The organism is Pseudomonas sp. B21-023, assembly GCF_024749165.1.
In the GTDB taxonomy this organism is placed as follows: domain Bacteria; phylum Pseudomonadota; class Gammaproteobacteria; order Pseudomonadales; family Pseudomonadaceae; genus Aquipseudomonas.
Genome location: NZ_CP087190.1, coordinates 1,521,426 through 1,535,145, shown reverse-complemented (window position 1 = coordinate 1,535,145; position 13,720 = coordinate 1,521,426). Strand labels below are relative to the sequence as shown.

Genomic DNA, 13,720 nt, shown 5'->3' with positions numbered 1-13,720 from the left:
CTCAGATGAGCGCGTTACGACGGGCGAAATCCGCCAGGTCGATCAACGAGCTGAGCCGCAGCTTTTCCAGCAGGCGGATCTTGTAGGTGCTGATGGTCTTGTTGCTCAGCAACATGGCCTCGCCGATGGCCTTGTTGCTATAACCTCGCGCCAGGTGCTGCAGGACCATCAGCTCGCGATCGGTCAAACTGGCGATGCACGGTGCCTCGGTTGCCTGCAGGTCCTGGCGGTTGACCGAGCTGAGCGCAACTTCGGGAAAGTAGCTGTAGCCAGACAGCACGGCGCGCACTGCTTTGCCGAGTTCATCGAGGTCATCGGTTTTGGACACATACCCAACGGCCCCGGCCTGCATGCAACGCAACGAGTAGGACTCGGCCAATTGCGAGGTCAGTACCACGATACGCGTGCGCGTCCCCAGCGCCTTGATCCGGGCGATCACTTCCAGCCCGTCCAGGCCCGGCATGGCGATATCGAGAATCACCAGGTCTGGCGCCTGCTCACGGGCCAGGCGCACCGCGTCGATGCCATTGTCGGCCTGGCCGATGATCTCCAGGCGTTGCTGGCGCAGCAGCATGCAGACGGTACTGCGGATGAAGGGGTGGTCGTCGACCACCAGCGCGGTGTGCATAGTGTTTACCTCGCGAACCATGACAACCACTAAAGTTCGGCATCAAAGACCACGGTAACCTGGCCGGTATAAGTGCTCCCAGGATGCTTGAGCATGTCCTGTACATCATTGCGCCCCACTTCAAAGTGCAGTTGTCCGGGACGGTTGAGTGTCGGCATCGCGGCCTCGAACTGCAGCGCTGCAGGCCGTCCCGTCGGCAACGCCAATCGCTCCACCGACTGGCCAAGATGCTGAACACCCGCAGGCAGGCTCATGGCGACATCAACAGGTACCTGCTCCCCGCCATCGTTTTTGATGGCACACTTCGCGCCCGTGTCGTACTGGCAGAGCTTGTAGACCTTGAACGGGCCTGTGGACCACACCCTGAACGGCAAGTCGCGATAAAGGCGTTGCGGCGCCTTGCCACCTGCCAGCCATTTCTGGGTTCCAGCACCGCCCGCTCAGAGCCAGGCGGGAACTCGAACATGAAGGCATGCTGTACATCGAGTTCGAAATTGACGGTGAGGCTGTCACCACTCAGGTTGCTGACATCGTTGCCGAAATCGAAATCACCGCCTGGGCCGATGCGGTAGGTGATGCTGCCTCGGTAAGTGCCGGCCTTTAGCCGATAAGGGGGAGGTATGTTCATGTCGAAGCCGATGCTGAGCTCTTCCACGTCAGCCTGCATCACGGTACCTGCAGGGGCATAGATGCTACATGACCAGCATGGCTGGGGACTGGCTGGATCGCTCAGGCGCCACAGCACTTTCGCCCTCCCATCCCCCCAACTGCCGGACGCCCCACCACCGAAAACGCATCCTCCAAGTATCCGGCTATAGGTCGGGTTGAGATCGAGCCTTGCGCTTTAGGCCGTCACGCTGAACAACGTCCACTCGAAGCTCATTCGCCGCGGCTCACCTGTTTCATCGTGGTAGACATCCACCTCACCCCGCCCAGGAAGCTGCAGGAAGAACTCGTCGCGCGGATCCGCCGCTTCCTGTACCGCTTTTTTCGTGAAGGTAATCGGCAGGTCGACCGTCGTGGCCCCTCGGCACGTTACAGTGCCAGTACCTGCACACCCCACCCGGCGGAGTTGTATTTTCGAACCGACCTGATCCGCCACCCCGATACTGAGCGCTTATGGTCACTTCCAATGCGCTGGCCACTGGCATGACCCCGCACAGAACTATCGCGCAGGCCCAGCGCGCCCACCTTCGCTGACTTGTGGAAGAAAAAAGCATGATCATCCCTCCACCACCATTGCCTTGGTATTACCGCCCTCGATTAACTCGAACTGGTGCACTTTGCCTGCCTCCCCGTTGAACTGCCGGGTGCGACCCGGCAGGAGGTGGTGCTTGGTGGCGGGAGCACAGCCCTGCCCTGCGGCCTGGCACAGGCGGAAATGATCGAGCACGACCGTGGCATTGCCCTGGTTCACGACAGTCAGTTGCCCGCCTGCGCGCCGTACCTGGGTCTGGTAACGTGTCTCGGCAGGCCGGACGAACAACAGCGAGCCATATCCGGCCAGCAGATTGACCCCGGCCTTGAGGCTGTCACGGTACTTTTCCGCCTCCTGCTCATCCAGCGCGAAACCATCGCCCAGTTCCGGCAGCACCGGCACGAAGCGCAGTCGGAAGTACCGCTCCTGCTCTCGTGAGCCACGGTAAAGCAGGCGTACCGCCTGCATGCCCTGGGCCGGCACGATCAGCCGCGCCGGGCTGGCGACCAGGCCACGCTGCTCCAGTGGCAGCCCATCGGTGTCGATTTCACGGGCAACGCCAGTTGCGTCATACACCAGTTCGGCGACGCTGACCTTGACGAAAGCAGTGGTGTCGCCGCTGTTGCGTACCCGCTTGAGCAAGGTGCTCTTGTCCCCGTCAAGGTAGTCGTAAAGTGCGCCGACATTGAGCTCGGGGGCGGCACTGGCGACCAGGGGCAGCGCCAGCAGTGTCGGGGCCAGCAGGCGGAAAATATTCATGATGCGAAGCTCCGTGCGTCGTTGGCGGGAAAGTATTGATGGGGAGTGGCTCTGTGGTCATGGCGGAACCAGCGGGATCCTTCCCGCATAGCACCCAGAAACGTCCTAAACCGCAGTAGGCCTTTGCTCTGAGCAGCGCTATCGACCGAACGGTGCCTTGCCGGCCGGGTTAACCCTGCCCGTTGCGTGCAACCGCTGCGGCCTGCGCCACGCCAGGTGCACAGCGCTGGTCGCCGGCCAGCAGCACGTCGTCCTCGCGCTCCAGGGTGTTGATGTCCAGGCTGAGCAGGCACACCGGCTGCCCCTTCTGACGGATCTCCAGTGTAGGGGTCGATTCGCTCATTTCGACCGCGAAGAAACCATCGGCCTCGCTGACACTGCGACTGGCATGGTTGATCACCTGGGCACCGCGCAGCGGCCGCCCCTGTTCATCAAGCAGCCGCCCCAGCACCGTCACCGTGCGCAACACCCGGAGTTGCCGGTATTCGATGCCGCCGCGGTTGAGGTGATAGTCCAGACTCGAAGGCTGGATCACCGCGGCGGTGGCCGCGCTACCCTCGAAGTCGAACTGCACATGCCCTGCCTTATAGGCTGCCACCGGGATCACATTGCGCCCTGGGTGCAAGCTGGCGGTACTGCCGTGACGGTCGTCGGCGCGTAGCTTGAGGCCGTCGATGTCAGTGTCCACATCGACGATGAGTCCCGCCTGGTGAGGCAGGTACTGGCCACTCACCGCTGCCCTGCCCGCGCCCACGGCGATCAGGCTTTCCAGGTTGATGCCACCACTGAAGTCGCCGTTGTACGACGAGCGCTGGACATAGGCATCACCGTGCAGCAACGGGTTCTCGAACTGCGTGTTACCGCCCAGCCCTGCGCCATAGCGATCCGCGCTGACCGTGGCGCCCACACTGCGCAGCGGGCCGATGTCGACATCCTGCTGGTAGGCCAGCGAGGCGTTGAGGTCGCGCCCACCATCTCGCGAGGTCCGGCTGCCGACACTGGCGGATACACGCCGGCCGCTGCCGCTCCCCAGGCTCATGCTCAGGCTCAGGTTGACCCCTCGGCTGCGGGAGTCGCCCGTGGCCGCCGTACCTGGACGATCGAACAGCGACAGTCGCCAGTTGGCGTCCGAGCCCAACAGACGACCGTAGTACGACCAACCCAGGTCGAGGCCAGTGCCAGCATTGGCGCCTTCAGCATGCGCAAGCCGCACGCTGGCGGTGTTGCGTGGGTCGAGACGGTGGCTCAACGACAGCGACGATTGTGTCTGGCGCGCCTGGAATGATCGCGACGGTTCATCGTCAAAGCGGCTCCAGTCGGGACGCGCCAGCCAGGTTCGGCTGTGGCTGGCAACCAGCGAGCCACTGTCGTAGGCATGGATAAGCTGGAAGTCGTAGCCGTTGCCCTGGCCTTGGGTCTGGAACAGGTTGGCGTACAGCTTGAAACGTTCACGCAGGTCCCAGTCCAGCGAGGTGCCGTACTGCATGGCGTCATCGACACGCTGCGCCGACAAACCCAGGATTGCCCGTGGATGCAGCATGTAGTTGGCCAGCACGCCAGCGGCGAGGCTGTCGTCGGTGTCATGCTCCCAGTTGCTCAGCAACGTGCTCTGGCGCCCCAGGTAAAGGTTGTAGCGCCAGGGCGCGTCGGTGCTGCGCCAGTTGCTGGGTTTGTAGATGAACTCCTGACTGCGCGAGGTCTCCTGGCCGTCTTCGATCAGGCGTACCTCGACTTCGTAGATGCCCCCGGGCAGGACCTTGGTATCGAGGGGCTGCAATCCAGGCTGCACCGGTTGGCTGTTGATCAGCACGCCGTTGCGGTAGACCTCGGCGACGGCGGGACGATTGGGAGTAACGTAGATCGGCGTGGCACTAGGAGCGCCAGTGTCGATGGCCAGGCTGTCGCTGCTGCCCAGCATCAAGCCGAGGGTGGTATCGGCCGTGCTGCCCATCAGCCGGGGCTGGCGGGTCAACCCCTGGGCGCTGGGGGTGAAGTAGCCCAACCGATAGAACTGGTTTTCCACCAGGCGCTCGGCATACAACTGGTCGACCCGGTGGCGCGTGCCCGGGCGACTGTCGCTGCCCCGGTCGAGCTGGCCGTCGGCCAAGGTCGTCCAGTTGCCCACGCTGCCCTGGCCCTGCAAGGCATAACGACCACTGGTGGCATCGCCGTCATTGACCAGGTTGAGCTGGTTGCGCAGCAACAGCCCATAGCTGCCCTGCTCCGGCTGACGATGAAAACGCTCATTGACCTCGGCGATCTCGGCCTGGTCGGTCAAGAGCGACAGCTGCGAGTTCACCAGGCTGTAGTGCATCGCGCGCAGGCCGTCGGGGCAATCGGCGCGGCAGTCACCCAAAGGGCGGCCGTCAATCAGGCGCTCGCGCCAGCGGCGGCGCAGGCTTTCCGGTTCACGGCTGTCGAGGGTATCGGTGAACTCCAGCAGTTGCACGCGTTGATCGCGGCTGAGCACCACCATGGCATCACCGAGGTAGCGCCCATCGAGGTCGACCCGGACCGCCAGCGGCACATCGAAAAAATGCGCTTCGAACTCACGCGGCAGGCCCTCGACGGCGCTCAGGGCAGTACCGGCTGCCTGGCCGGCGGGCGAATGAACGGCCAGCCAGGCCAGCAGCGGCAACCAGCGGCCCATGGCCGCCAAGGTGGAATGATTGGTCATGAGGCGTCGCTTGCAGGCAATACCCACCCACCCCTCGGCAGCCGAGGGTCAGGGCAGGCAACAACGGATGAACGAAGAGGGAGGGCTCAGGGTGCGGCGGTTTCGAAGATCATGCTCACCAGACCCTGGTAGTTGCCAGGCACATAACCGGTGGCCGGCGCGGGCTGGGCCGCCACCTCGAAGCCGATGATCGCGCCCGGTGCCGCCTGGGTGGCACTGACGACTTCGGCTGGCGTGGTCTGCAACACGGTGTCGCCGACCTTGACGTCGAGGCCGATGTTTTCGCTGCCACTGGCGATGACCGCCGGCGAAACCAGATAGGCGGTGATCGGGCCCACAGTGCTCTTGACCTGCAATTCCTTGCGGATCGGATCGAGCTTGGCCTGATACGAGTTCCAGGCCATTTCCTGCGGGTCGTTCATCCAGTTGCCGCCCACCGGTTCGACGAAGAAAGCGTCGGTCGGCACCTGGGCGGTCACCTGGACCTGCTTCTCGATCGGGTCCAATGCAAAAGCGGAGCCCGCGAAGAACATGGCCAGGGGAAGGGCAAGTAACGTACGTTTCACGAATCTGATCTCCTTGAAGTGGTCAATGCCTGCCGGCGCATGGCCAGCGGGTGAGGAGAAGTATTGGTGAACACGTCGCGGCGATGACTAAGACCGTTCCGAGCGAGCCTAAGAAATTTCCTAGCGGCAAATAATGCGACAACTCTGGAAGCACAATGCCCCGGCATGGGCCGGGGCATTGTGTGTTCAGCTCAAGGTATCAGTGCGATACCGCGCCACTGGCCCCAAGGCCCGTCTGCGAGCGGACGAACTGCGGGAAGAACAGCGCACGTTCGTTCTCGGCGGCCTTGGACTTGTCGGTGACCGAGAAGAACCAGATGCCGGCGAAGGCGATGATCATCGAGAACAGTGCCGGGTACTCGTACGGGTAGATGGCTTTCTCATGACCGAGGATCTGCACCCAGATGGTCGGGCCGAGGATCATCAGGCCCACCGCACTGACCAGGCCCATCCAGCCACCGATCATGGCGCCGCGGGTGGTCAGTTTCTTCCAGTACATCGAAAGCAGCAGCACCGGGAAGTTGCAGCTGGCGGCGATGGAGAAGGCCAGGCCAACCATGAAGGCGATGTTCTGCTTCTCAAACAGGATCCCCAGGCCGATCGCCAGCACGCCCAGGGCGATGGTGGTGATCTTCGACACGCGGATCTCGTCCTTGTCGTTGGCCTTGCCCTTGCGCCAGACGCTGGCGTACAGGTCATGGGACACCGCCGAGGCACCGGCCAGGGTCAGGCCCGCGACCACCGCGAGGATGGTGGCGAAGGCCACTGCCGAGATGAAGCCGAGGAACACGCTGCCACCCACCGCGTCGGCCAGGTGTACTGCCGCCATGTTGTTGCCGCCGATCAGGGCGCCAGCGGCATCCTTGAAGTCGGGGTTGGTGCTGACCAGCAGGATCGCGCCGAAGCCGATGATGAAGGTAAGGATGTAGAAGTAACCGATGAAACCGGTGGCGTAGAGCACCGACTTGCGGGCTTCCTTGGCGTCGCTGACGGTGAAGAAGCGCATCAGGATGTGCGGCAAGCCGGCGGTGCCGAACATCAGCGCCAGGCCCAGCGAGAAGGCCGAGATCGGGTCCTTGACCAGGCCGCCCGGGCTCATGATCGCCTCGCCCTTGGCGTGCACCTTGATCGCCTCGGAGAACAGGGTGTTGAAGTCGAAGCCGACATGCTTCATCACCATCAGTGCCATGAAGCTGGCACCGGACAGCAGCAGCACCGCCTTGATGATCTGTACCCAGGTGGTGGCGAGCATGCCGCCGAACAGTACGTACAGGCACATCAGGATGCCGACAAGGATCACCGCCACATGGTAGTCCAGGCCGAACAGCAGCTCGATGAGCTTGCCGGCCCCGACCATCTGCGCGATCAGGTAGAACGCCACCACCACCAGCGAACCGGAAGCCGACAGGGTGCGGATTTCCTTCTGCCCAAGGCGATACGAGGCCACGTCGGCGAAAGTGTACTTGCCCAGGTTGCGCAGGCGTTCGGCAATCAGGAAGAGAATGATCGGCCAGCCGACCAGGAAACCGATGGAGTAGATCAGGCCATCGTAGCCGGAGGTGAACACCAGCGCGGAAATTCCCAGGAACGAGGCTGCCGACATGTAGTCACCGGCGATCGCCAGGCCGTTCTGGAAACCGGTGATCTTGCCGCCGGCGGCATAGTAGTCGGCCGCCGACTTGTTGCGCTTGGAGGCCCAGTAGGTGATACCCAGGGTGAAGGCGACAAAGGCCACGAACATGGCGATGGCAGCAACGTTCAGCGGTTGTTTCTGCACCTCGCCGGTCAGGGCATCGGCGGCCCACACGGCGGGTGCGAAGGCACCGCAGGCCAGGACGGCCAGGGTTTTGGCGTGTCGGATCATTGCTTGGCCTCCTCGAGGATCGCCTTGTTCAACTCGTCGAATTCGCCGTTGGCGCGGCGCACATAGAGCGCGGTGAGCACGAATGCCGAGAGAATCAGGCCGACTCCCAGGGGGATGCCCCAGGTGATCGACGAGCCGGCGCTGAGCTTGGCGCCGAGCAGGTGCGGGCCATAGGCGATGAGGAGGATGAAGGCGCAGTAGAGGCCGAGCATGATCGCCGAGAGGATCCAGGCGAAACGCTCGCGCTTGGTGACCAGTTCCTTGAAGCGCGGACTGTTCTGTATCGATTGGTAAATGCTGTCGTTCATTGTTTTTGTCCTAGCAGCACAGATTAGGGAGAACCCGACTCCACTTTATGCTGCCGCTGGACGCCAACCAGACGACCTTAGTCTTAGATGCAACGGTGTTTTGCAGATTTGGTAACAACCCTTGGGGCCACTGCGCGGTCCAATCGCTGCGGCTCGTCGCCACGACAAGCCAGCTCCCACAAAGGATCTGCGCCGCACCTGTGGGAGCCGGCTTGTCGTGGCGACGAACCGCGGCGAAAGGGCTGCACAGCAGCCCAATTTCAGGCCATCACTTGCCCGTCCACTCCTTGACCCGCTCCGGATGCTTGGCCACCCAGTCCTTGGCCGCAGCCTCCGGCTTGGCGCCTTCCTGGATCGCCAGCATCACCTCGCCGATCTCATCCTTGGACTGCCACTGGAACTTCTTGAGGAACTCGGCCACTTCCGGGGCCTTGCTCGCCAGTTCCTTGCTGCCGATGCTGTTGACGGTCTCGGCAGCGCCATACACGCCTTTCGGATCCTCGAGGAACTTCAGCTTCCATTTGGCGAACATCCAGTGCGGCACCCAGCCGGTCACGGCGATCGACTGTTGCTTGGCGTAGGAGCGGCCCAGTTCCGCGGTCATCGCCGCGCCGGAACTGGCGGTCAGCTTGTAACCGGTCAAGCCATAGTCCTTGATCGCCTGATCGGTCTTGAGCATGACCCCGGAGCCGGCATCGATACCGACGATCTTCTGCTTGAAGCTCTGATCGGTCTTGAGATCTTCGATACTGTTGGCCTTGACGTATTCAGGGACGATCAGGCCGATCTTGGCGTCCTTGAAGTTGGGGCCGTAGTCGACCACGTTGTCCTTGTTCTTGGTCCAGTACTCGCCATGGGTCACCGGCAGCCAGGCCGAGAGCATGGCGTCGAGCTTGCCGGTGGCCACGCCCTGCCACATGATGCCGGTGGCCACGGCCTGCAGCTTCACGTCATAGCCGAGTTTCTGCCTGATCACTTCGGCGGCCACGTTGGTGGTGGCGACGCTGTCGGACCAGCCATCCACGTAACCGATGCTGACTTCCTTGGCCATCGCCTGCGCAGTACTCATGGCCAAAACCAGGGCGGTGCCCACGCCCAGGAAACGTCGCATTCTTGTAATAGTCGCCATCAAAGCATCCCTCGTCAGGTCTTGGAGATTGCATCATCGACTTGCCGGCACCTGCGACCTGCTCTGTCAGCGACCTTCAGCGAGCGATCAGCGACAGCACTGTGCCATTAGCGCCATGCGAGCATGGCGGTCTGCGCGATCCTTGCATGCCAAACGCTTGGCGCCGGGCTACTATCACTGGCCTTCGGGGCTGCTGTGCGGCCCCAGTTCCCGAATACGACGATGGACCGCCCGATGTTGCGCACGATCTACCTGCTCGCCAGCCTGCTCGCCTTCCTATGTCTGACAGCCCTCTGGTATGGGCTGGGCAAGGCGGTGCACCTGCCCGACGCCGCCAGCCCTGCGCACAAGCTGCAGTGCGCCTCGTACACCCCGTTCGACAAGGACCAGTCTCCCTTCGACCAGCCGTTCCGGCTGCGCCCGGCGCGCATGGACGCCGACCTGGCGTTGCTCAGCGAGCGTTTCCAGTGCATCCGCACCTATTCGATGACGGGTCTCGAGGCGATCCCGGCGCTGGCGCGCAAGCACGGGCTGAAGGTGATGCTCGGCGCCTGGGTCAACGCCAACCCTGTGGACACCGACAAGGAAGTCGAGCTGCTGATCGCCGCGGCCAACGCCAACCCCGACGTGGTCAGCGCGGTGATCGTCGGCAACGAGGCGTTGCTGCGCAAGGAAGTCACCGGCGAGCGCCTGGCCGGCCTGATCGCCAAGGTCAAAAGCCAGGTCAGCGTGCCAGTGACCTACGCCGATGTCTGGGAGTTCTGGCTGCAGCATCCGCAGATTGCACCGGCGGTGGATTTCCTGACCATCCACCTGCTGCCCTACTGGGAAGACGACCCTCGCGGCATCGATGCGGCGCTGGCCCATGTCGCCGAGGTGCGCCAGGTGTTCGGCAACCGCTTTGCGCCCAAGGACATCCTGATCGGCGAAACCGGCTGGCCCAGCGAGGGCCGCCAGCGCGAAACCGCCGAGCCGAGCCGGGTCAACGAAGCACGCTTCATCCGCGGCTTCGTTGCCCTGGCTGAAGCCAACGGCTGGCGCTACAACCTGATCGAAGCCTTCGACCAGCCGTGGAAGCGCGCCAGCGAAGGCGCCGTGGGCGGCTACTGGGGACTGTACGACGCCGACCGTCAGGACAAGGGTGTGCTCGAAGGTCCGGTGAGCAACCTGGCACTCTGGCCACAATGGTTGCTGGCCAGCGTGATCCTGATGCTGGCGGCCCTGGCCCTGGCCGGGCGCCCGGCCGACCAGCGCGCCGCTCTGCTGTTGCCGTTGCTCGCGGCCCTGGGCGCTGGCTGCCTGGGGCTGTGGGGTGAGCTGATGCGCACCAATGCCCGCTTTGCCGGCGAATGGCTGTGGACGTTTGCCCTGGTCGGCCTGAACCTACTGGTGCTGGCCCACGGCGCGCTGGCGCTGGCCCGCCGTGACGGCTGGCGTCAGCGGCTGTTCGCCTGGTTCGAGAAGCACGCGGGCACAGGGTTGCTGGCGGCAGGGTTCGCGGCAGCGGTGAGCATGCTGGCGATGGTGTTCGACCCGCGCTATCGCAGCTTCCCCAGCGCTGCGCTGCTGCTGCCGGCAGTGGTCTATCTGTTGCGACCGGTACCGGCGCGGCGAGCGGAGGTGGCGTTGCTGGCCTTCATCGTGGGTGTCGGGGTGGCGCCGCAGTTGTTCCGCGAAGGGCTGCAGAACCCGCAGGCGTGGGGCTGGGCGGTGGTCAGCGTATTGATGGTCGGGGCGTTGTGGCGCAGCCTGAGGTTGCGCCCGGCGTGAGACCGAGCGCGAGGACTTCGTCCTCGATTCGCCGGCAAGCCGACTCCCACAGAAAAGCGCATCAGACCTTGTGGGAGCCGGCTTGCCGGCGATGGGCCGCCCAACGGCTGCGCATTTACCGTACCAGCCGCAACCCCGCCAGGACCAACGCAAACACCGCGATGCTCGCGGTATACAGCACCAGCGCCGGAACCCCGAGCGCCAACGCCAGCACCGCCAGCCACCAGCCGCCCCGCCCCGGCAACAACTGACAGACCAGCGCCAGGCCCAATGCCCCCCAGGCCATGACCTGGAAATGAATTCCCAGCCCGAGCAACGATCGCGCCTGGCATTGCCAGATGTCCCCTGGCGCACTGCACAACCCGACCCAACGGGCATCCTCCATCAACCCATAACGCACGCCATAGCTGGCCGCCAGCCACAGGAGCAGGCCCACCAGCAGGACAAAGAGTGGCCAGGTACGAGACATCCGGTTCTCCAACAGCGGTAATGGAAACGCTGCATGATCCCTCACAGGGGCGCTGAAAGGCAAAATCATGGCCCCGCAGCTATGTTGCACAAGACAAACGTTGGCTGGCGCGGCAACATCTGGTGCGACGAACGACAGGGCGACGGGCAACTTTGTCCAGCCTGTCGTGGTCCTAGCCTGCGTAATGCACGACCTTGCGTTTTCCCTGGGGGACTTCATGCTTCGATCTTTGCGTCTCGCCGCCCTGCTAGGTGGCCTGCTCATGGCGGCGGCCGCCTCGGCGCGGGATATTGATGCCGCGAGCTACGGTTACCCGTTGACCAACCCGTTCGAGGCGACCATCGCCACCACGCCGCCGGAACAGCGCCCGACGCTGCCCAGCGACGATGACATCGACCAGGCCGACTACAGCCTCACCCTGCGCCCGGAACGCGAGTTCACCCTGCCCGACAACTTCTGGTCGGTGAAGAAACTGCGTTACCGCCTGGCCAAGCAAGACCACGAAGCGCCGCTGATCTTCCTGATCGCCGGCACCGGCGCGCCGTACTCCAGCAGCATCAACGAATACCTGAAGAAGCTGTTCTACCAGGCTGGGTACCACGTCGTGCAACTGTCCTCGCCCACCAGCTGGGACTTCATGAGCGCCGCCTCGCGCTTCGCCACCCCCGGGGTGTCGAGCGAGGACGCCAAGGACTTGTACCGGGTCATGCAGGCGGTACGCGCCCAACAGGCACGCCTGCCGGTGAGCGAGTATTACCTGACAGGCTACAGCCTGGGTGCGCTGGACGCGGCGTTCGTCAGCAAGCTCGACGAAACCCGCCAGAGCTTCAAGTTCAAGCGTGTGCTGCTGCTCAACCCGCCAGTCAACCTGTACACCTCGATCACCAACCTGGACAAGCTGGTACAGACCCGGGTCAAGGGCATCGACCGCAGCACCACCTTCTATGAACTGATGCTGGAAAAGCTCACCCGCTACTTCCAGGACAAAGGCTACATCGACCTCAACGATGCGTTGCTCTACGACTTCCAGAAGTCGCGCCAGCACCTGTCCAACGAGCAGATGGCCATGCTCATCGGCACCTCGTTCCGCTTCTCGGCCGCCGACATCGCCTTCACCTCCGACCTGATCAACCGTCGTGGGCTGATCATTCCGCCGAAGTTTCCGATCACCGAGGGCAGCAGCCTGGAGCCCTTCTTCAAACGCGCCCTGCAATGCGACTTCGACTGCTACCTGACCGAGCAGGTGATCCCCATGTGGCGTGCGCGCACCGACGGCAACAGCCTGCTGCAACTGGTCGACCAGGTGAGCCTGTACGCGCTGGAGGACTATCTGCGCGACAACCCGAAGATCGCCGTGATGCACAACGCCGACGACGTGATCCTCGGCCCCGGCGACATCGGCTTCCTGCGCCGGGTGTTCGGCGAACGCCTGACGCTCTACCCCCATGGCGGCCATTGCGGCAACCTCAACTACCGCGTCAACAGCGACGCCATGCTGGAGTTCTTCCGTGGTTAACAGACTGCTGCTCGTCACCGCCCTGCTCGCCAGCGGCTGCGCCCTGGCCGAGGAAGTCGCGCCGCGTGCCAGCGTGGTGGAGGCCGACAAGACCGAAACCCTCACCGTGGAGGCCGACGGCTTCGTCGATCCACTGCGCGAGCTCAAGTTCAACCCCGGCCTGGACCAGCGCGAGTTTGAACGCTCGACCCTGGCCGCGCTGAACATCTACGACCCGCTGGAGTCGCTGAACCGGCGCATCTACCACTTCAACTACCGCTTCGACCAGTGGGTGTTCCTGCCGGTGGTCGACGGCTATCGCTACGTCACACCCGGCCTCGTGCGCACCGGGGTGAGCAACTTCTTCAACAACCTGGGCGACGTGCCCAATCTGTTCAACAGCGTGCTGCAGCTCAAGCCCAAGCGTTCAGCGGAAATCACCGCGCGGCTGATGTTCAACACCATCATCGGTGTCGGTGGCCTATGGGACCCGGCGACCAAGATGGGCCTGCCTCGGCAGAGCGAGGACTTCGGCCAGACACTGGGCTTCTACGGGGTGCCGGACGGACCATACCTGATGCTGCCGATCCTCGGGCCGTCGAACCTGCGCGACACCACCGGGCTGGTGGTGGACTATGTAGGGGAGAAGGAAATCAACTACCTGAACGTGCCCGACACCGCCAGCGACCACCCGGAACTCACCGTGCTGCGGGCAGTGGACAAGCGCTACACCACAAACTTCCGTTACGGGCAGACCAACTCGCCGTTCGAGTACGAGAAGCTAAGATACGTGTATACCCAGGCGCGCAAGTTGCAGATCGCCGAGTGAACAGGGGCCGCTGCGCGGCCCTTTCGCC

At 63.5% G+C, this 13,720-nt stretch carries 13 protein-coding genes; 3 read left to right on the top strand and 10 right to left on the bottom strand.

Annotated features, from left to right (window positions below; translation table 11 throughout):
* Position 1 precedes the first annotated feature (1 nt).
* The 9 genes from LOY42_RS06995 to LOY42_RS06955 form a co-directional block, all read right to left on the bottom strand.
* Positions 2-628, bottom strand: a complete 627-nt coding sequence (locus LOY42_RS06995; RefSeq protein WP_258600111.1) for a response regulator transcription factor — start codon at positions 626-628, stop codon at positions 2-4.
* A 29-nt stretch (positions 629-657) separates the two neighbouring features.
* A complete protein-coding gene (locus LOY42_RS06990) occupies positions 658-882 on the bottom strand; it encodes a hypothetical protein (RefSeq protein WP_258600109.1) in 225 nt (74 codons plus the stop codon).
* Entirely contained in the window at positions 879-1,295 is a 417-nt protein-coding gene (locus LOY42_RS06985; RefSeq protein WP_258600107.1) for a hypothetical protein, read from the bottom strand. Before LOY42_RS06985 ends, LOY42_RS06990 begins: the two co-directional genes overlap by 4 nt.
* A 555-nt stretch (positions 1,296-1,850) precedes the next feature.
* Complete coding sequence (locus LOY42_RS06980) at positions 1,851-2,585, bottom strand: molecular chaperone (protein WP_139673473.1); 735 nt, start codon at positions 2,583-2,585, stop codon at positions 1,851-1,853.
* Positions 2,586-2,754: 169 nt separating this feature from the next.
* Positions 2,755-5,262, bottom strand: coding sequence for a CS1-pili formation C-terminal domain-containing protein (locus tag LOY42_RS06975; RefSeq protein WP_258600104.1), 2,508 nt, complete (start codon positions 5,260-5,262; stop codon positions 2,755-2,757).
* Between the two features lie 86 nt (positions 5,263-5,348).
* Positions 5,349-5,828 (bottom strand): CS1 type fimbrial major subunit, encoded by a 480-nt coding sequence (locus tag LOY42_RS06970; protein WP_139673479.1) that lies wholly within the window; start codon positions 5,826-5,828, stop codon positions 5,349-5,351.
* Between the two features lie 199 nt (positions 5,829-6,027).
* Positions 6,028-7,692, bottom strand: coding sequence for a cation acetate symporter (locus LOY42_RS06965; protein ID WP_102684288.1), 1,665 nt, complete (start codon positions 7,690-7,692; stop codon positions 6,028-6,030).
* On the bottom strand, positions 7,689-8,000 hold the full coding sequence (locus LOY42_RS06960) for a DUF485 domain-containing protein (protein ID WP_102684287.1): 312 nt from the start codon (positions 7,998-8,000) through the stop codon (positions 7,689-7,691). The genes LOY42_RS06965 and LOY42_RS06960 overlap by 4 nt, the downstream gene beginning before the upstream one ends.
* Positions 8,001-8,268: 268 nt before the next feature.
* Positions 8,269-9,129: a glycine betaine ABC transporter substrate-binding protein gene (locus tag LOY42_RS06955; RefSeq protein ID WP_031314875.1), complete on the bottom strand. Its 861-nt coding sequence runs from the start codon at positions 9,127-9,129 to the stop codon at positions 8,269-8,271.
* A gap of 222 nt (positions 9,130-9,351) precedes the next feature.
* On the opposite strand from LOY42_RS06955, the gene LOY42_RS06950 reads away from it, so the two are divergent.
* On the top strand, positions 9,352-10,899 hold the full coding sequence (locus tag LOY42_RS06950) for a beta (1-6) glucans synthase (protein ID WP_258600102.1): 1,548 nt from the start codon (positions 9,352-9,354) through the stop codon (positions 10,897-10,899).
* A 115-nt stretch (positions 10,900-11,014) separates the two neighbouring features.
* Here the strand turns inward: LOY42_RS06950 and LOY42_RS06945 are convergent, their stop codons facing one another.
* Complete coding sequence (locus LOY42_RS06945) at positions 11,015-11,368, bottom strand: hypothetical protein (RefSeq protein ID WP_102685450.1); 354 nt, start codon at positions 11,366-11,368, stop codon at positions 11,015-11,017.
* A gap of 217 nt (positions 11,369-11,585) precedes the next feature.
* On the opposite strand from LOY42_RS06945, the gene LOY42_RS06940 reads away from it, so the two are divergent.
* Positions 11,586-12,884, top strand: a complete 1,299-nt coding sequence (locus tag LOY42_RS06940) for a serine/threonine protein kinase (protein WP_102685449.1) — start codon at positions 11,586-11,588, stop codon at positions 12,882-12,884.
* The gene (locus LOY42_RS06935) at positions 12,877-13,692 is read left to right on the top strand and encodes a VacJ family lipoprotein (protein ID WP_102685448.1); all 816 of its coding nucleotides are present in this window, start codon (positions 12,877-12,879) and stop codon (positions 13,690-13,692) included. Before LOY42_RS06940 ends, LOY42_RS06935 begins: the two co-directional genes overlap by 8 nt.
* The last annotated feature ends 28 nt before the right edge of the window (positions 13,693-13,720 follow it).